Source organism: Hymenobacter sp. FMD4 (genome assembly GCF_058932745.1).
This window is the reverse complement of record NZ_JBZYWH010000005.1, coordinates 123,453-142,003: the sequence shown is the minus strand read 5'-3', so window position 1 is coordinate 142,003 and position 18,551 is coordinate 123,453. Positions and strand designations below refer to the sequence as shown.

Genomic DNA, 18,551 nt, shown 5'->3' with positions numbered 1-18,551 from the left:
ACTTCGGGAGTCGTGGCACCGCTTCGTTTAGTTCGCGTTAGGCTGCCAGCAGCTCGTCCTGCGCGGCTTGGGGCTCGGGTTCGGGCTTGCGCCGCAGCGCGTATACTACGGCCCCGATCAGCACCACAAACAGCAGCATGGACGACACCAGCGAAATGGTGTTGCCGATGCTGTACTCCTTCGGCTCAAACTTAAACTCGATGGTGTGCTGCCCCGCCGGCACGGGCATGGCGCGCAGTACGTAATTGGCGCGCACGTGCTCCACCAGCTTGCCATCGAGGTAGGCATTCCAGCCCTCGGGGTAGTAAATTTCGGAGAAGACCACAAAGCCTTCCTGGGCGGCATTTACCTGATACTTCAGCTCGTTCGGGGAATAGCTGGTCAGGTTGATGCTGGAGCCAGCGGCCGAGTAGCTAGTCTTGGTTTGCGGAAACTTGCTCACGTCCACGATGGCCGTGTTTACCGGATCAAAGTTGCCCAGCGCGGCCATTTCCTGGTCGGCGTTCTGCACCGGCTGAATGGTGCTTACAAACCACGCGTTGCCTAGGGCCCCGGGGTTGCGCTGGGCTACTGGCTCACCGCTTTGCTGGTCCTGGGTGAGAACGTAGCGGGCATTGAGCATGCTCAGCACGCGCGGGTTGTTCTGCGAAATCTGCCGCTCGATCAGCTCCTGGTAGCGACGCATCTTGGCCCCGTGGTAGCCACCAATGCTCTTGTGGAAGTACGAGGTATTGGCTTCGTTGAAGGGGTTGCTGAGGTTGAGCACACGGTAGTGCAGCGTAGGATCAGCCAGAATTTGCGTATCGGCCTTGGAAGGCACAAACTGCTGGGCTACGGTTTCGGTCTGAAAGCTCGACTCGCCGAGGTAGCGCTTATCCACCGCCCACAGATCGACGAGCGTAAGCACCCCGATCAGCGCAGCGGCCACGGTCATCGTCAGCTTGCGGCTAAGGTAGATCCACAACACACCAGCGGCAGCCAGGATGAAGAAGATGGAACGAAACACATCGGCGCGCATCAGAGCAGCACGGTCTTGCCGGATGGCATCCACCGGGAAACCTTGTTGCTGCAAAGAGCTGTCGATGGGCGAAGCGAAATCAGCCCCCATACCAAATACCCAGGCCAGCAAGCAGACACCTGCCGTGATACCCGTGGCTAGTAGCAGCTTGCGCCGCAGCTCAGCCGTTTCGGGCGTGTCGGTATTGGCCACCGGCAGCTTTGGGTGCGACGCCACGGCCGTAGCGGCGGCACGGTTACGCAGCACGCGGGCCAGCGCCAGCATGGCCAATAGCGGCATGGCCAGCTGGGCAATAACCAGCGCCATCGACACCGAGCGAAACTTGTTGTAACCGGGGAAAAAGTCGAACATCAGGTCGTTGAACGACGCGAAGTTTTTGCCCCAAGCCAGCAGAATCGACAGAATAGTGCCCACCAGCAGCCAGGTGCGGGTGCGGCGGTCGGCAATGAACAGGCCCAGCACAAACAGCAGGCACACCACGGCTCCTACGTACACCGGTCCGCTGGTAATGGGCTGGTCGCCCCAGTAGGTGGGCATATTGGCCAGGTACTGGCTGAGCTGTACCGGCGGTACGCCCAAACCCTGCAGGGCTTTGCCGGTGTTGGAATCGTCGTCGAGCTTGCCCTGCGAGGCCCCGCCGTAGTAGTTGGGAATGAGCAGCGTGATGGTCTCGCCCACGCCGTAGCTCCAGTTGAAGGCGTAATCCCGGTCGAGGCCGGTACCGGCTTCTTCGCCGGCAGGCGCGGCCGGCTGGCCAGGTGCCGTGGGCGCAGGCGTCGTCAGCTCCGATTTGCCGCGGATGCTGTACTTGCCGTACGTAGCCGTTGTGTACAGGCGGCCGAAGCTTACGCCCACGGCCAGCAGCGCGGCTACCGCCAGCAGGGCCGTGCGGCTAAAGAAATCGGCCATGCGCTTCTCGCGCACGGCAAAAATCAGCTCCACTAGGCCAAACACCAACACCAGCAGCAGCAGGTAGTAAGTGATTTGCAAGTGATTGGCCCGAATGTTCATCGTCAGGCCCAAAGCAAACAGCGCCGCCCCCAAGATTTTCTGACGCCGAAACGTTACCAGCAGGCCAGCCAACACCAGCGGCGCGAAGGCCAGGGCGTACGACTTGGAGTTGTGCCCGGCGGCCAGAATGATCAAGTTGTAGCTCGTCAGACCCACCGCAATGGCACCGGTGAGGGCTATCAGGGGGCGCATACCTAGGAATGCAAATAGCAGGTAGCCGCAGAGCAGCGTGGCAAACAGGTTGGCCACCACCGGCGGCAAGCCGAAGGTGAACAGGTAGTTCAGGTACACCGACAAGTCGCCGGGGAAGCGGGTGCTGATCAGGTACGTAGGCATGCCCGAGAACATGGAATTGGTCCAAAGGGCTTCCTGACCGGTTTGCTCCCGAAACTGTATGGCTTCGCGCGCCCCCCCGTTGAACTGCACAATGTCGTGCTGCGACAGGGTTTTGCCCCCGAATACGATGGGTGAGAAGTACAACACGGCCAGCACCAGCAGAAAAGCTATGGCAAGCAGGTGCGGCAGCAAGCGGCGCCCCAGGGAAGGAGCTGCCGATGTCGGCGAAACAACAGCGGGCATGAGTTAGGCAGTAATCGGAATGAAGTAATCAGAGATTGGAAAGTGTGGGCTGGCAGTGGCGGGCAGCTACCCAAGCAGCCTCAGCAGGCCACCTAATCAGCCCAAGAAAAGCCAAATAAGTGCCTTGTAGCGGCGGAAACCCACAAAAAAGCCCGGCCGGCGGGCGCCAGCCGGGCTTGGAACCCGAAGGTAGCCCGTTTATTTCACTTCCTCGAAATCGACGTAGTCACCGCCGCCAAAATCCGACTTGGGCTGCCGTTTGCCCGTGGGCGGTACGTAATCCACGCGCACTCGCCCATCGGAGCGGGGCGCCTGATCAGCCGCGGAAGGCGGTGGCCCGAAGGGCGCCGCGCCCGGCCCGAACATTACCGAGCCGTTGCGCATCTGCTTCTTGACGAAAGCCGCCAGCGCCCAGCGTAGCAACGAGGGCAGCACGAGCCGCAACAACATGGTAACGAGGAAGAAAATGAGCAGGAACTTGATGAGCATCAATTGGCAGAGTCGTCTGGTTGAAAGTAAAAGTCGCGGTCGGCGGCGCCTGTGAGCATGGCTGGCGGACAAGGAACTAACCGTGGCGCGGCGCCCTGGGTTTCCAGTACGTAAGGCCGGTAGCCAATTTCGGCCAGCAGCGCCGCTACACGCTGCCGGTTTTCGAGGCCGTTGAGTTCAGTTTGAATAACGGGACGGTGACGGCGCAGCGTATGTTGCATGTGCCGGAACACTTCGTACTCGAAGCCCTCCACATCGCACTTGATGAAGTCGAGCCGGTCAAAATCAGCCAGCAGCTCATCGGGCACGCGCATCTGCACGTCGTAGAACTGTCCGTACTGCTCGTTGGGGTTGCTTTCGGCCACCTTGGTCATGCCGTGGTGTAGCAGGCCGTTGCGCGCTGGCGTACCCATGCGCACGGTGTCGTTTTTGCCGCCGAGGGCGTACGGTAGCAGAATCAGGTTGTCGTGGCCGCTCTGTTGCACATTGTCCTGCCAGATGCGCTGAAACAGTGGCACCGGCTCCACGGCTAGCACCTGGCCTGCCGGACCTACCAGCCGCGAAAGAGCCACGGAATAGTAGCCAAGGTTGGCCCCGATGTCGAGGCACACGAAGCCCGGCTTTACCAGCTGCTCCAGAAAAAACAGCTCGGGGTACTTCGCCCGCCCCCACCCAGCTGCCACCAGCCGCAGGTACACGCGGCTAGCCAAGCGAATGTAGCGCTCGAAGCCTAGCGAGCCGACCAGCAGTTTGCGCAGTGCTTTCATCATCCGCAGCAAAGGTAGCGGACCTATAATAAGGTGTTACCATCGTCGTTCGATCTGCCAAACGACCTATTGCTTTTCGCTCGCCCTCTTCTATTATTTTCTCTACCTACATGCCCAAATCTTTATTGACTGCCGGTCTACTCGCCCTCGGTGCGCTGTCACCAGCCTTCGCCCAACCTTCTTCCACTCCACCTGCCCCCGACGCCGCGCTACCTTCTAGCCGACCACCTTTTAAGCTGGAGCGGCACGAGTGGGACGTAAGCTTTGACGCCAGCTTTTTCCTGCCCCGCGGTACCTGGTGGAGCGCACCGGGGTACTATGGCCCTTATTACAGCGGCTATGCTTACCAAGCCCCTTACCCAAACGCAAACTACGGCAGTACCGGCCGTTTATTGGCCCGCCACAACCGGCCCGACAACTCTGCCATGCGCTACACGCTGGCATTGGGAGCCTCTACCAGCGGCCTGAAGAAAGACAGCATCCGATTTTATAGCCCGTCTCAATCCGCGGTTGAGTCTTCCGCCAGTTTTGTTAATGTCCAAGCTTTGGTAGGCCGCGAATGGCAGCAGCAGTTAGGCCGCTTTCAGCTTTTTTACGGCATCGATGGCGGCCTGCAGTACCAGCGGGACAAACGTAATGGTACCTTATACAGCTTGGCGCCTAATGGCGCCGGTGGTTCAGTAGAACGCACCGATCCATACGAGTTACTCGCGCGGCGGCTCGACCTGCAAGTGGCGCCACTAGCCGGTGCGCGCTTCTACCTGCACCCGCGCTTCTCACTCGCCCTAGAAAGCAAGTTCATCCTGGCCTACCGCTGGACACGCCACATCGACGATATTAACCAAGACATGGCGCTGCAGGCGGGGCGAGGCACTGGCTTTTCGGCTGATCTAGTGCCGGTTTCTTCGTTCAATGCCACCTTTCACTTCGGCCAACTAGTGCGCTAACTCTTTCCCAGTCGGCTCCATAGCCGCGACATTCCCGCCGCCGCTATGCCCCCAATGGTGTACCAAGCCACGGTCATCAGCTGGGTTTGCGGCGTGCGGTTGCTGGGCCCGTCGCCCAAGCCCATCGGGCCGGGCAACACCACTCCCCCAACTCCCGCTGCCAAGCCCAGGCACGCACCGCGTATCCACGCGTCGCGCCCTGCTCCCACCATACTATAATATAGCCCATTGACGAGCAGGTCGCCGGCCATGGTGGTGTTGTAGAGCGTGTCGTGGTCGGGTTGAGGGGCGTCGGCTGCATCTAGGAGTTTGCGCAGGGCGCGCATGCCCAATACGTCCATACGGGGTGCATCGGGCGTCACATTACGGGCCGCCTGGTGGATGAGCGTAAGGGTAATTGAGCCGGCAAAACCGCTCACTAGCGCTTGCAGCAGATCATCGGATTGGGAAGCAGCCATGATTGTAGGGTTTGGAAACGGGTAGTGCTGATGCTATTGCCAACGCACGAACCTGCGGCTGGGTTAATGAGACGTGCGCGATTTTTTATTGTGGAATTGCGTCACGTCGTATCACCTGCTTATATTTGCAGCCCCGAACAACAGTTGTTGGTTGAGGCTTTTGCCTGCTTAGCTCAGTTGGTAGAGCAGCTCATTCGTAATGAGCAGGTCGTTGGTTCGAGTCCAATAGCAGGCTCAAGATGAAAAAGGCCCGTTTCCGAAGAGGAAACGGGCCTTTTTCGTTTAACTAACGTTTAGCCGGGTTTACACCCACTTAGGCGTTGCGCTTGTTCATGGCCTTGCTCAGCCAGCTAATGCCAGCAGCCAGTGCCAAGCCACCTACTACTTTCTGGGTGGTGCTCAGCTTGCCGAGTTGGCCCGAAGCAGCGTCGCCGAAGGTCTTGAGTTGATTGTTCAAGCCGCCCAGCATGCCGCTTTTGCCAGCGGGGTTCAGGCTGTTTTCCTGTTGGCCAGGACGCGACGAGCTGCTAGAAATGCCAGTGAAATCCGTATTGGGGGAAGTGTTTTGAGTAGCCATTAATATGGGTGTTTAAAGAATTCGACCATCGGCCGGCGGAACCGACCACGCCTAACTATTCGTAAAATCAGGCTATCAGGTTGCCGATAAATACCATATATATTCCTATTGTCGAGCTCAGGTTCTTACCGAAGGCTAGCTTATACCTGATGCTAGTTTTAAAACATGGTGCCACTTTGCCGTCGGTAAATAGCGTACCGGCTGGTGCTTATACTACCATATCTGGCCGGTTATCGGTCGCCGTTGCGCGCTCTGAACTGCCACGACCAGTGCCATCGGACGGACTCAGGCCCAACTGCACTGCGACTTGGCTAGCATCGCGGCGAGCGGCTTCGCGGGCCTCCACCTCGAAACGGTTGGCGTAGTAGCCCACTCGTGCCGATTCGATAAGGTACTCCCACAAGAAGCGCAACAGCCCGCGCTCCTGCACCTGCCGGATATGGCACAGTTCGTGTGCCACCCAAGAAGCATCGCGCAGAAAATGCTCGCGCGATACGCCGCTCAGGTGAATACTGCGGCCGAGTACCATAGCCACATTGGATTGCCCAAGCTTCCAACGGGCAATACGGGCCAGGGGAGAATTTTCGATGATGCGGGGAAGCTGCACAGAGTCAGGGAAAGAGCAGGGACATAGTACGCTGGTGGTTCGGGCAAGTTTGCATATAGAACCGATACTATTCATCTAACCAATAGAACATTAGAAAGAAAATTAGGCTTTTTTCGGGCTAAAGTTTGGACCGCCGAGCTGAGCGGCCTAGCTTTACTCTATCGGATGGGATATATCCTATCCAGTCTGATGGCTCAAAACCTTCTTTTTTACCTTCTCAAACACCCTTCCTAGAGAAGAAAAGTACGTCACCCAGCCTGTTAGGGCTGCCGCTCGGGAGCGGAACAAAAACCCACACGTCGGACAATGAAGAATACATTATTGTGTTGCCTCGCCGCTGTTTCACTGGCTCTTTCGTTTTTCTTCGATTACGCCCCTGACGGATCTGCCTCCGTGGCCGCTCCTCCCCCAGCCGAAGCCTCACTTTTCTTCCTGCCCGAGGGCGACAACCCCTCCGCTTCTTTCCGGGACTCGCTCAACGTCGGTTTTTATTCCCAGGCTCTGGGTATCAAAGCCGACTACGACGACAACGCTGCCCTGCTTCGCACCATCTCCGAGTGGCTGGGCACTCCTTACCGTTTCGGCAGCAATAGCAAAAAAGGCACTGATTGCTCGGGCTTTGTTACCCGGGTATTTAAAGAAGTGTACGGCATTAGCTTGGTGCACAGCTCCCGCTCCATGTTCAACAACGTGAAGCGCGTGGCCAAAGACGAAATGCAGACCGGCGACTTAGTGTTCTTCCGTCGCGGTCCGGGCCAGCCCATCTACCATGTAGGTATCTACCTGAAGGACGGCAAGTTTGCTCACTCGGCCACCAACGGCGGAGTAATGGTAAGCTCCTTGGAGCAGCCTTACTACGGTCGCAACTTCTACGCCGCTGGTCGTGTGAACGTGGAATAGCCCCGTTTAGCATGTGAACGAAAGCCCTGGCCTGCCGGTCGGGGCTTTTTGTTTTACCCAAAGGCAGAAAGGCCTTTGATAACTATTTTGCCGCGAAACAGTATAGGACGGCAGCCGCTGGCTGCTACTTTAGCCGCCGTCCCTCCCGTCGTTCTCTCTTCACCTTCCTAGCTGTTATGGCTACTCAACAACCTACTGGCGAGCAAGTTGCCTCCTCGTCTATTTTTAAAGGATTTCTGCGCAAAGCGGAAAATTACCTGCGCCAACCCCTGCGCATCAAGCAGTTGCTTAATGATGCCTACCAGAAAGCCAGCGAGAAAAACGAGCTTGGCCACTTGGCCCAAGAGGCCTGGGAAAGCATGCAAACGTTGTTCCGCCTCGTACGTGCTGCTGCTTCTGGCGAATACCATGGGATTCCGACTCCCACGGTACTCGGCGCCATTGCTGTACTCATTTACTTCCTGAGCCCCATTGACCTCGTGCCCGACTTCATTCCTGTGGTCGGCTTGCTTGACGACATTGCCTTGATGGCGTGGTTTACTAGCACACTAAAGACTGAAATGGATAAATTCGAAGAATGGGAAAACTCGCGCCCGCAGCCGGCATCGGCCGGCAACAGCAACCTGGGCGCCGAAAAAGCAGCTACCGATCAGCCCCTATCAGGTAGTGCGGCGGCCGCTCAGCAACTAGAGAAAGCCGAGCACAGCGTAACCAGCGGCTCCTTTGTGGAATCACCGGAATCGGCAAAGCACCACGGCCTTACTGACCTACCTGGCGGCTCCCAACCTGATCCAGCCAACCAGGCTAGCAGCGAGCATCCGGAGGGTTCAGTAGCGCCTGCTGGTGCTCCGCAGCCACACACTGAGCACCACCCCGAACTCGATATTAAGCCCAACCCCAACGTGGAAGGTGCCAGCATAGCAGGCAGCCGCGACCCAAAGCTTAGCACCGGCCGCGGTGGCGATACCGGCGGTAACGTTCGTTAACTAAGCGTGCGAGCTTCCCCACCATCGGTTTGGAAGTTTCACCAAACCACAACGGCCCGCTTCCTTTGAAGGAAGCGGGCCGTTGTGGTTTGGGAGAGGTTGGTTAGCGGGCCTTGGAGCCGCCCAGGTGTGAAGCCACGTAGCGAACAAAGTCGCGTACCGTGTTGAGTGGTACCTCGTCAGGAATAGTGATTTTAAAACGGCGCTCTAGCTCAAGAATGATATCTACAACGTCAACGGTATCGAACCCTAGCTCGCGGCTCAGGTTGCTGGAGACACGCAGGCGACTCGGCTTGATGGCCTTACGCTTGCTGATGATGCGCAGCACTTGCTGTTCAATGCTGGCGGGGGCGGCGGTAGTCGTTCGGGTTAACATGGCTGTTGAAACGACGGGTAGAACGAAAAAAAGAGGAGGAAAATTGCTCGGTTTGGGCTCCGGCCCACGGCCGGGGGCCGTAGGACGGAGCCGCCCCGAACGGAAAAGGTTGCAAACCTTGGCTTAGTATTCGGCGAGAATTGGCGGACGTGCGGCTTCCACTTCTTCTTCGTCGGCGACCGGCGTACCGGCCGCATCCGGGTCTTTGCCTGTGAGCTTAGCCTTGAGGGTTTCGCTCAGCAGGTACATCACCGGCACTACTACCAGGGTAACGACCGTGGCGAAAACCAGACCAAAAATGATGGTCCAGGCCAACGGCCCCCAGAACACCACCGATTCACCCCCGATAAAGAAGTTGGGGCTAAACGAGGCGAACAGCTCGTAAAAGTCTACGTTCAGGCCAATGGCTAACGGAATCAGACCCAGCGTGGCGGCCGTAGCCGTCAGGATTACTGGGTTCAGGCGGGTACGACCGGCCAGCACGATGGCTTCGCGCAGCGTCATACCTTGGGAGCGGAGGATGTCAGTGAATTCCACGAGTAGGATACCATTTTTTACTACGATACCCGCCAAGGCAATTACCCCTACGCCCGTCATCACAATACTGATATTCATGCCCGTGATGGCCAGGCCCCAGAACACCCCAGCAATGGAAAACAGCACTTCGGAGAGGATGATAACCGGCTTGCTGAACGAGTTAAACTGCAGTACCAGGATCAGGAAGATCAGAGCCAGAGCACCCAGACCGGCCAAGGGCAGGAAGTCGGAGGTTTCCTTCTGGTCTTCTTGCGCGCCACCCATCTTGATGGTATAGCCGGGGGGCGTCGGGTAGGCTTTCAGAGCCGTCTCGATGTTGCGCACTACGTCCGGACCAGTGAAGCCACTGAGCACGTTCGAGGAAATGGTGATGACGCGCTTCACGTCCTTGCGCTTGATGCCGCCGTAGGTGGTGCCGTAGCGCACGTCAGCTACCGAACTGATCGGTACTTGGCGCATCTGGCCGGTAGCGTCACGGAAGGTCAGCGGCGAGTTCAGGATGGCATCTACATCGTCGCGGTAAGGCTTGGCGTAGCGCACCTGAATCGGGTACTCGTCGTCGGGCGTCTTGAATTTGCTGGCTTCTGACCCGTAGATGGCCGTGCGCACTTCCATCCCGATTTGCGCCGTACTGATGCCTTCGCGGTTGGCGCGGGTGCGGTCGATGTTGACGGCAATTTCCGGGTTACGGTCCTCCAGGTTGGAGCGCAACTGCTCGATGCCGCCGATGTTCTTCGAGTTGATGTACTGAATCACATCCTTCGACATGGCCGCCAGCGTCGGATAATCGTCGCCAGCTACTTCGATGGCAATTTCCTTACCCGTGGGCGGGCCGCTGGATTCCTGGTCTACCGAAATTTCGGTGCCGGGAATGCCTTTCACCACCTCGCGGATTTTGTCCATGTAGGTGCGGGTGCTCGGGCCTTCCCGCTCGCTTAGCTCCTTGAAGGCCACAGCCACCTTGGCCAGGTGCGACTGCGACACGCCCGTAGCCGTGGCTTCGCCAGGGTCGCCGGCACCGATGGCCACGTTGGTGATAACCGATTCCACGTCGGGGTTGTTCTGCCCGATGACACCGTAGATGCGGCGCTCCAGAATACGGGCCACCGAGTCGGTGACCTCCACGCGGGTACCTACCGGCATCTTCAGGTAGGTGTACACGAATTTCGGGTCGCCCTTGGGAAAGAAGTCCACCTTGGGGCCACGGATGCCCACGGCCACGAACGAGCCGAAGAATAGAACTACTACTCCAATCATGACCAGCACCGGGTGCCCAATGGCCCAGCGCACCAGATTGGCGTAACCATTCTGGAAGCGCGGCAGGGCCTTGGTCTGGAACCACACAATGCCCTTGTTGAACACGAACAGGTTCAGCCAGATCAGGACTGCCAGGCTCAGCAGCAGGTTGCCGATGAAGTGACCGTGCTGCTTGAAGAAGCCAGGCGTCTCTGCGCCAGCGGCTACTACGGAAGCTCCTTCGGCGCCGGCTGCGGTGTGGCCACCGATACCTACCAGATTAAACAACACGCCAAAGCCGATCAACGCGAACGTCCAGATCAGCAGGTTACGCGTCACCTTGGGCTTGCTGTGCTCATCGTGGTGGTCTTCGCGCTGCATGAACGACACGGCAAACACCGGGTTCATGATGAAGGCTACCACGAGTGAGGACATCAGCGTAAGAATCAGCGTGACCGGCAGGTAGAACATGAAACTACCCACAATGCCCGGCCAGAACATCAGTGGTACAAAGGGCGCCACCGTGGTGAGCGTACCAGCCAGTACCGGAATGAATACCTCGCCGGCAGCGTACTTAGCAGCCTGCGCCGTGGTCAGGTTCGGGTGCTCGTGCAGGAGGCGGTGAGTGTTTTCGATAACCACGATGGCATCGTCCACCACAATACCCAGTGCGAGCAGGAAGGCAAACAGCACAATCATGTTCAGCGCGAAACCAAAACCCGGCAGCAGCAAGAAGGCCAGGAACATGGACAGCGGCACCGACAGACCCACGAACAGAGCGTTGGTGGTGCCCATAAAGAACATCAGGATCAGCGTCACCAGGATGAAGCCGATGATGATGGTGTTGATCAGGTCGTGCAGCGTAACGCGCGTATCATTGGAAGTGTCACCGGTAATGGTGATACGCAGGTCGTTGGGTAGCTGAGCTTTTGAGTCCTCTACCACCGCCTTGATCTTGTCGGAGGCATCGATGAGGTTTTCGCCTTGCCGCTTGATGACGTTCAACGTAATCGAAGGCTTGCCATCCAATCGAGCGTACGATTCGCGGTCCTTAAAGGCATCTTCCACAACGGCAATGTCGCCGAGGCGCACAGCCTGTCCGCTCATGTTCTTGATCTGGATATTGGCAATGTCAGCGGCGCGCACGTACTGGCCGGCTACGCGCACGGCCCGCTTCTGGTCACCCACGTTCAGGGAACCACCCGAGATGGTGATGTTTTCGCGGGCAATGGCCCCCTGAATGTCGCCGAAGCCCATGCGGGCGGCGCGGAGCTTGTACATATCCACCTCCACGTTCACCTGCTGCTCCAAGGCCCCGATGATGTCCACGCGGGTAATTTCGGGCAGGGCCTCGATCTTATCCTGGAAGTCGTCGGCGAGCTTTTTGAGCTGGCTGGCGGGCAGATTACCGGCAAGGTTGATCTGCATGATGGGCAGCTCGGAGAGGTTTACCTCCTGCACCGTGGGCGGCGTGGGCAAGTCATTGGGCAGTTCGTTGCCCGCCTTGTCCACCGCGTCCTTGATGAGCTGCTTGGCGTACTGCACGTCCACGCCGGAGTTGAACTCCACGTCCACGATGCAGTAGTCCTGGTTTGAAGTCGAGCTGATCTTCTTGACCCCGTTCACCGACTTGATTTCCTTCTCGAGCTGGCGTGTCACCAGGTTCTCGATGTCGGTGGGTGAAGTGCCGGGGTATACCGTGGCCACGATGATGCGCGGAATCACGATATCCGGAAACTTCTCCTTGCCCAGCTTGATGTACGAGAAGATACCTGCTACCGTCAGTAGCAGCGTAATGATGTAAATGCTGGTCTTGTTATTGATGGACCAACTGGTGGGTCCAAACTCTTTTTCTATATCCTGCATGGAAGTCAGAAGCTAGGATGTGAGACGTTTTGGGCCGGGCAAGGCGCAAGCCATTACCAACCTAAGCTGGCAGCTTGCCGGCATTTGAGCCGGGCCCCGCGCTGTGCGCCAGCTTACCCGGCTCGGCCGGCAAGGGCCACCGTCTGGCCCTCGTTGAGGTTCTGATACCCTGCGGAAATCACTTGGTCGTTGGGCTTCAAGCCACCGGTGATTTCCGTTTTGCCATTGTAGGTAGCGCCGGTTTGCACCACGCGCTTGGCGGCTATTTTCTTGCCGGCTTTGTCCTCTATTACAAACACGTAGTTGTTCTGTTCGTCTTTCTGCACCAGGTCTACCGGCAGCACTGTGGTGCTGGGCTTGTTGTAGTTCTGGATGCGCACGGTAGCCGTCATGTTCGGGCGAAGCTGCTTGGCTTCCTCGCCGTTCAGGCGCAATTCCACCGAGAAGGTGCGGCTGGCCGGGTTGATGATGCGGCTCACGGTACGTACCGTGGAGGTCAGATTGGTTACGCCGAGGTCCGGAATGTCTACCAAGGCTTTATCACCCGCTTTGATGCCGTTGGCGTAAGCCTCCGACACATCGGCTACCAGCTTGCCGCCGGAGCCGCTGAGCAGGCGCACCACCGGCATGCCGGGGTTGCCCATCTCACCTACTTTGGCCGGTACATCATCCACGGTCCCGCTGAAGGGAGCCACCACGTTGTACATGGCGCGCTGCTGCAACTGCGTAGCGAGGCTGCGCTGCAGCGCCTCGTAATTGTTCTTGGCCTGCAGGTACTGCACCTCGGTGCCGATCTGCTGTTTCCAGAGGCGGTCCTGCTTTTCGTACACGGTCCGAGCGAGGTCGAGGCGGGTACGCAGCTCGGCAATGCCCGACTCGAGCACGGCCGCATCCTGCGTTGCCAGTACCTGACCTTTGCTTACCCGGTCGCCGCGCTGCACGCGGATGTTGGTGATGACGCCCGGCACACGGGGCGACACGTTGGCGTTTTCGTCAAAATCGGCGCGGCCTTGCACTTCCAGATAGCTGGTGAAGCTTTCAGGTTGCACGTTGATTACGGAAACCGGCGTAGCGGCAATGGTTGCGCCTTTCGCCGGGCCAGCTTTAGCTTCGAGTTCGGCAATCTTGGCTTGTGTAGCCGCTTGTTCTTTGCGCAGTTCGGCCAGCTCGGCCTGCGGGTCTTTGGCACCGCCGCAGGCAGCCAGGAAGGCCAGGGTCAGTACAGCGGCCGAAGTAGTGGATTTCATGGTTCGGGTAGCGGAAAACAGCGTGCGGTTAGCCAGAGCCTGCTGAGAAGAACGTTTCATGGTTGAAGGGTCCGCGGGGAGCGTTTGCATGGAGAATCAGGCGCTAACCGCCTATTTACCCGACGTCAGAGCACCCGACGCCTTGTTGAAGTCGACTTTCGACACCAGCACATCGTACAGGGCCGAGTAGTAATTGGTCTGGGCCTGGCGCAGGTCCGTTTCGGCCGTAATCACTTCCAGGTTGGAGCCTACGCCCTCCTGAAACTTGATTTTGGCTACGCGGGCCACGCTGGTCGCCAGATCGAGGTTGGCTTTCTGGTTGGCCAGCACGTCCAACGAGTTTTGCAGGGTGGTTTGCGTTTGGGCACGCTGCAGATCGATGCCCTGCTGCAGGGTGGTGAAGCCGTGGTTTACCTGCTCCAGTGCCAGCTTGCCCTGCTCGATGCTGTACCGCTTGCGGAAGCCGTCGAACACGGGGATGGTCAGTTGCAGGCCCACGTTACCGAAGCCAAACCAGTTCTGGTTGATGAAGCCGGTCTCGGCGCGCGAGTTCGGGCCGCGAAATTCCATCAGGCCACCCAAGGTGCGGTCGGAACCGATAAAGCCGTAGCCAGCAATGGCGTTGAGCGTGGGCAGGTAACCCGAGCGGCGGTTGCGCACGTCGAGCACGGCCAAATCGCGCTGGGTTTCGAGCACCGAGTACTCAATGCGGTTGCTGTAGTTGAAATCGGTACTGGTGCCATTAAGCAGGCGCTGGCGCTCTGCTTCGGCATCCACCACAGCCCCGTCGAGGTTGTCGGTCAGTGTCAACGCTTGGCGTTGGTCGAGTCCCATCTGGAACTTCAGCAGGGCCACGCTCAAATCCACGAGGCGTTGAGCATTCTGCTGTTCGATCTTGAGGTTGTTCACCTGCACCTGCAAGCGGTCCACGTCAAGCTTCTCCACGAAGCCTTCCTTAAAGGTCTGGCGCGTTTGGTAAAGTAGCGTATCGAGGCGCTGTACGTTGCGGGCCAACAGCTGAAACCGCTCGCGGGCCACCAAGGTGCTGTAGTAGGCCTTCGAGACCTGCTCCATCACATCGATTTCGCTTTGCTGCGTCTGCTTCACCGATAGGGCTTCGTATACCTTGGCAGCTTTCAGGCCCAGCAGGTACGAGCCGTTGAACAGCATCTGCGAAGCTTGAACCGAAGCATTTCCCTGCCATTGCAGGCCGAAAGCCAGCGGCTGGGGCGGCGTCGGGGTAGCTTCGCGGTACGCCGGCTGCAGAGTCACTTGCTGGCCATTCTGGGCGGCGTTGATGTCGTTCTGAGTCAGCGTAGCACCGGCCAGCTGCGGTCCGCCAAAAGCGCCAAAGTCAACTAGCGACTTCTGCAGCTTGTAGTTATCGGTAACGGTGGCAGCACCGTTGATTTGCGGCAAGCCGGCCGAGCGAATCTCACCCACGCGGGCTTGGGCCACTTTCTCATTGATGCGAGTGGCCTGCAGGGTGGATTTGTTTTGCAGCGCGTAATCAATGGCCTGCTGCAAGCTCAGCGCCATTGGCGTGGCAGTGGCCACTGGTTGGCCCTTGGAGGGCGTTTGTGCCAGTAGCTCGTGTAGCCCCAGGAAGCCCAGTGCCACCAGTAGTAGCAATAGGCGGAACGCTTTTTTCATTGCGATATAGTATGGGTGTTGAGAGCGAAGTATCTTACTTGATTTCTTCATCGGCTTCCTCCGGCTCCGCTACCTGACGGTAGCGGTTGCTGAGGCGGTGGCCCTTCAGTGTGCAGATGCCGTACAGAAAGTGCTCGACGGTGGCTATATGCAGGCGCTGTAAGTCGAATTGGCGGGGTGGAAATATGCGCCCGTCAAACATCAGCTCGATTTCGGCCAACCGCAGGCGGGATAGTACCTCCACGTCGAGGTCGGGGCGAAACAGACCTTCTGCCATACCGCGCTGTAGGTTTTCGGATATCTTACTTAGAATGAAGGTGTTCTTGTGCTGTTCAAACAGCGCCCAAGCCTGCGGGTAGTATTTCTGCAGATCATGGAAGATGCTCGGGTGCACGGTAGAGAGCATCGTCTTGTGCCACTGCATGAGGTTGTACATCTCCTCCAAAGCATTGTGTCCGCTGGCAAAGCACTTTTCGCAGTCCAATTCCTCCTGAACCAAGTGCTGCTGCATGACGGCCAGCACGATCTGGTCTTTGTTATCGAACCACTTATAGAGGGTCTTTTTAGACATGCCGAGCTGGGCGGCGATGTCGTCCATTGATACACTGCGGATGCCGTTTCGCATGAATAGCTCGACGGCGGTCTGCAGAATCCGGTCCTTGGTTTCCATACTCACGCCACAAAGTTACAAAGGAAACTTTCGTTGAATCCAAAGTTTCCACGTCTTTTTTCACCTACATAATTATGTGATGCGAGGTTCCACCGATGAAATCGTAGTCGGATAAGCATAGGCTATACTTTATAGTCTGTGTTAATATTTCTTTAACTCTCTTTGGCAAGCGCTTCCGTTGCCAGTCCACTGCCTACCGCATTGTTGCGGCCCTGCGTACCTTGGGCATGGTTTCGGGCCGATGCCCATCGCCGGTTTACTTTTTACTCTCCTACTTCTCATGCGCATCCGTACTGGCTTCGGCTACGACGTACACCAACTTCAGGAAGGTCTGCCGTTCTGGTTGGGCGGCATTCAGATCGAACACACCCACGGCGCCCTCGGCCATTCCGACGCCGACGTGCTCATCCACGTCATCTGCGACGCGCTGCTCGGCGCGGCCAACCTGCGGGATATCGGCTTCCACTTCCCCGACACCGATCCGCAGTACAAAGGCATCGACTCCAAGCGTCTGCTGGCTGGCGTGATGCAGCTGCTGCGCGAGCGGGGCTACCAAGTGGGCAACATCGACTCGACCATCTGCCTGGAACGCCCGAAGGTGAACCCGCACATTCCAACCATGCAAAAAGTGCTGGCAGAGGTGATGGGCGTGTCGGAAGACGATATCAGCATCAAGGCTACCACCACCGAAAAGCTGGGCTTCGTGGGCCGGCAAGAGGGCGTGGCTGCCTACGCTACCGTACTAATAGTACAGTCTTAAGTCCACGGGTACGCGCGACCCGCGGCGCAACCTCCACCGTTTGGACCTGTCTTTGCCCTTAGCCCTCAGCTTTTCACTCCCAATTATTCCCCATACAGCCTTCGGGCTGCCTGCTTATGTCCCACAAAGCCTTTTATGCCCTGCTACTGGCGGCCTGCGTAGCCGCGGGCTCGGCCGTGGCGCAGGATGCGCCGCGCAAGACGCGCAAGGTAAAAATGAAGCAGAAGGTGGAGTCGTCGGTACTCACGCCGACTGCCCCTACTGCCACGCCCGACATCGACCTGCCGGCCACTTACGCGGCCACCATCACGCAGGAAGACCTGCGCAAGCACCTTTCGGTGATTGCCTCCGACGCTTATGAGGGCCGCGAAACCGGTGAGAAAGGCCAAAAAATGGCCGCCGAATACATTGCCAACCGCTTCAAAGACTTAGGCCTGTTTGCGCCGGTAAAGGACTCCGACAACCCTTACATGCAGCGCTTCACCATGGAGCGCAGCACTTGGACCGGCGACGCCACGCTGAAAGTGGGCACCCAGACCTATAAGTGGATGCAGGATTTCTACGCCTACGGCAACTCGCCGTTTGAGCAGGAAACCACCCTACAGCCGTTGTTCGTGGGCTACGGTATCGAGCAGGACGGGTACAGCGACTACGCCGGGCTCGACGTGAAAGGCAAAGACCTCATCATCCTGCTGGGTGAGCCGACCAAGGACGGTAAGCCGCTGCTGGGCAAAGACGGCGCCCCCAGCAAATGGGGCAACGAGTACCGCGCCAAATCGGCCATGGCGACTCAGAAAGGGGCGCGCTCGGTGTTCTTCGTGAGCTTCAGTCCCAATGACAACTTCAGCAAGACGGCTGGCCGCATGGCGCCGTACTTGAGCCGCCCGAGCATCAACTTCGTGGATGCCAAGAAGGACCAGCGCGCGGCTGCGTTCTTCGTGTCGCCGGCCTTAGGTGCCAAGCTGCTGGGCACTACCGAAGCGGCTGTACGCAAGTACGAAACCAGCGTGGGGCAGACGGGCAAACCGGCCAACTCTACGCTCAAGCCAGGGAAACTGGTGGTGAAAGCACCCAAGAAGCGCGAAACCTTCACCACCGAAAACGTGATGGGCTTCCTGGAGGGCACCGATAAGAAAGACGAAATCATTGTGGTTTCGGCGCACTACGACCATATCGGCATCATCAACGGCGAAATACACAACGGCGCCGACGACGACGGCTCCGGCACCGTGGCTGTGTTGGAAATGGCCGAAGCCTTTGTGCAGGCTAAAAAAGAGGGCAAAGGCCCGCGCCGCAGCATGTTGTTCCTGACGGTAACCGGCGAAGAAAAAGGCCTGCTGGGCTCGGAGTACTACGCCGATCATCCGGTGTTCCCGCTCACCCAAACCATTGCCGATTTGAACATCGACATGATTGGGCGCACGGATAAAGAGCACGAAGGCAAGGCCGATTACGTGTACGTCATCGGTTCAGACAAGCTGTCGTCGGAGCTGCACAACATCGTGCTGGCAGCCAACGAGAAGAACGGCACCATGGACCTGGACTTCCGCTTCAACGACCCGAACGACCCGAACCGCTTCTACTACCGCTCCGACCACTACAACTTCGCCAAAAACAACATCCCCGTGGCGTTCTTCTTCAACGGCGTGCACGATGATTACCACGGTGCCGGCGATGAAGTCGACAAAATCGAGTTTCCGAAAATGGAAAAGCGTGCCCGCCTGGTGTTCCATACCGCCTGGGAACTGGGCAACCGCGAGCAGCGCATCGTAGTCGACTCCAATAAGCCTTAACTGAATAATTTAAAGAAGAATGGCTGATTGTCAGGTAGCTTTGCCTGGTGGTCAGCCATTCTTCTTTTTGGCTC

General features: G+C 58.0%; 16 protein-coding genes and 1 tRNA gene. 6 read left to right on the top strand and 11 right to left on the bottom strand.

The features are described from left to right. Positions 1-37 precede the first annotated feature (37 nt). The 3 genes from AC5FXY_RS07370 to AC5FXY_RS07360 form a co-directional block, all read right to left on the bottom strand. A complete protein-coding gene (locus AC5FXY_RS07370) occupies positions 38-2,608 on the bottom strand; it encodes a YfhO family protein (RefSeq protein WP_493556008.1) in 2,571 nt (856 codons plus the stop codon). 198 nt (positions 2,609-2,806) lie between these two features. Beyond that, positions 2,807-3,097 carry a DUF4834 family protein gene (locus AC5FXY_RS07365; RefSeq protein WP_493556007.1) on the bottom strand — a complete coding sequence of 97 codons (291 nt, stop codon included), beginning with the start codon at positions 3,095-3,097 and terminating at the stop codon, positions 2,807-2,809. Further along, positions 3,097-3,867 carry an FkbM family methyltransferase gene (locus tag AC5FXY_RS07360; protein WP_493556006.1) on the bottom strand — a complete coding sequence of 257 codons (771 nt, stop codon included), beginning with the start codon at positions 3,865-3,867 and terminating at the stop codon, positions 3,097-3,099. Before AC5FXY_RS07360 ends, AC5FXY_RS07365 begins: the two co-directional genes overlap by 1 nt. A 107-nt stretch (positions 3,868-3,974) precedes the next feature. Here AC5FXY_RS07360 and AC5FXY_RS07355 point away from each other — a divergent pair, with 107 nt between their 5' ends. Continuing rightward, complete coding sequence (locus AC5FXY_RS07355) at positions 3,975-4,811, top strand: hypothetical protein (protein WP_493556005.1); 837 nt, start codon at positions 3,975-3,977, stop codon at positions 4,809-4,811. Here AC5FXY_RS07355 and AC5FXY_RS07350 read toward each other — a convergent pair. After that, on the bottom strand, positions 4,808-5,269 hold the full coding sequence (locus tag AC5FXY_RS07350; RefSeq protein ID WP_493556004.1) for a hypothetical protein: 462 nt from the start codon (positions 5,267-5,269) through the stop codon (positions 4,808-4,810). The genes AC5FXY_RS07355 and AC5FXY_RS07350 overlap by 4 nt on opposite strands. Positions 5,270-5,431: 162 nt before the next feature. Here AC5FXY_RS07350 and AC5FXY_RS07345 point away from each other — a divergent pair. Beyond that, a tRNA-Thr gene (locus tag AC5FXY_RS07345) sits at positions 5,432-5,504 on the top strand. A 78-nt stretch (positions 5,505-5,582) separates the two neighbouring features. On the opposite strand, the gene AC5FXY_RS07340 is transcribed toward AC5FXY_RS07345, so the two are convergent. Then, complete coding sequence (locus AC5FXY_RS07340) at positions 5,583-5,846, bottom strand: hypothetical protein (RefSeq protein WP_493556003.1); 264 nt, start codon at positions 5,844-5,846, stop codon at positions 5,583-5,585. Between the two features lie 208 nt (positions 5,847-6,054). Continuing rightward, positions 6,055-6,453, bottom strand: coding sequence for a hypothetical protein (locus tag AC5FXY_RS07335; RefSeq protein ID WP_493556002.1), 399 nt, complete (start codon positions 6,451-6,453; stop codon positions 6,055-6,057). Positions 6,454-6,759: 306 nt separating this feature from the next. Here AC5FXY_RS07335 and AC5FXY_RS07330 point away from each other — a divergent pair, with 306 nt between their 5' ends. Together AC5FXY_RS07330 and AC5FXY_RS07325 are read left to right on the top strand one after the other, a co-directional pair. Beyond that, positions 6,760-7,353: a C40 family peptidase gene (locus tag AC5FXY_RS07330; protein ID WP_493556001.1), complete on the top strand. Its 594-nt coding sequence runs from the start codon at positions 6,760-6,762 to the stop codon at positions 7,351-7,353. 176 nt (positions 7,354-7,529) lie between these two features. Beyond that, the gene (locus AC5FXY_RS07325; RefSeq protein ID WP_493556000.1) at positions 7,530-8,339 is read left to right on the top strand and encodes a YkvA family protein; all 810 of its coding nucleotides are present in this window, start codon (positions 7,530-7,532) and stop codon (positions 8,337-8,339) included. 103 nt (positions 8,340-8,442) lie between these two features. Here AC5FXY_RS07325 and AC5FXY_RS07320 read toward each other — a convergent pair whose 3' ends face one another. The 5 genes from AC5FXY_RS07320 to AC5FXY_RS07300 form a co-directional block, all read right to left on the bottom strand. After that, positions 8,443-8,715 (bottom strand): acyl carrier protein, encoded by a 273-nt coding sequence (locus AC5FXY_RS07320; RefSeq protein WP_493555999.1) that lies wholly within the window; start codon positions 8,713-8,715, stop codon positions 8,443-8,445. Between the two features lie 123 nt (positions 8,716-8,838). After that, positions 8,839-12,354: an efflux RND transporter permease subunit gene (locus tag AC5FXY_RS07315; protein WP_493555998.1), complete on the bottom strand. Its 3,516-nt coding sequence runs from the start codon at positions 12,352-12,354 to the stop codon at positions 8,839-8,841. 113 nt (positions 12,355-12,467) lie between these two features. Next, on the bottom strand, positions 12,468-13,661 hold the full coding sequence (locus tag AC5FXY_RS07310) for an efflux RND transporter periplasmic adaptor subunit (RefSeq protein WP_493555997.1): 1,194 nt from the start codon (positions 13,659-13,661) through the stop codon (positions 12,468-12,470). Between the two features lie 51 nt (positions 13,662-13,712). Continuing rightward, positions 13,713-15,254 (bottom strand): TolC family protein, encoded by a 1,542-nt coding sequence (locus AC5FXY_RS07305; protein WP_493555996.1) that lies wholly within the window; start codon positions 15,252-15,254, stop codon positions 13,713-13,715. 34 nt (positions 15,255-15,288) lie between these two features. Then, positions 15,289-15,924 carry a TetR/AcrR family transcriptional regulator gene (locus AC5FXY_RS07300; protein WP_493555995.1) on the bottom strand — a complete coding sequence of 212 codons (636 nt, stop codon included), beginning with the start codon at positions 15,922-15,924 and terminating at the stop codon, positions 15,289-15,291. A 280-nt stretch (positions 15,925-16,204) separates the two neighbouring features. Here AC5FXY_RS07300 and ispF point away from each other — a divergent pair, with 280 nt between their 5' ends. Together ispF and AC5FXY_RS07290 are read left to right on the top strand one after the other, a co-directional pair. Further along, positions 16,205-16,684 carry a 2-C-methyl-D-erythritol 2,4-cyclodiphosphate synthase gene (ispF, locus tag AC5FXY_RS07295; protein WP_493555994.1) on the top strand — a complete coding sequence of 160 codons (480 nt, stop codon included), beginning with the start codon at positions 16,205-16,207 and terminating at the stop codon, positions 16,682-16,684. Between the two features lie 116 nt (positions 16,685-16,800). Beyond that, the gene (locus AC5FXY_RS07290) at positions 16,801-18,477 is read left to right on the top strand and encodes a M28 family peptidase (RefSeq protein ID WP_493555993.1); all 1,677 of its coding nucleotides are present in this window, start codon (positions 16,801-16,803) and stop codon (positions 18,475-18,477) included. Positions 18,478-18,551 lie beyond the last annotated feature (74 nt).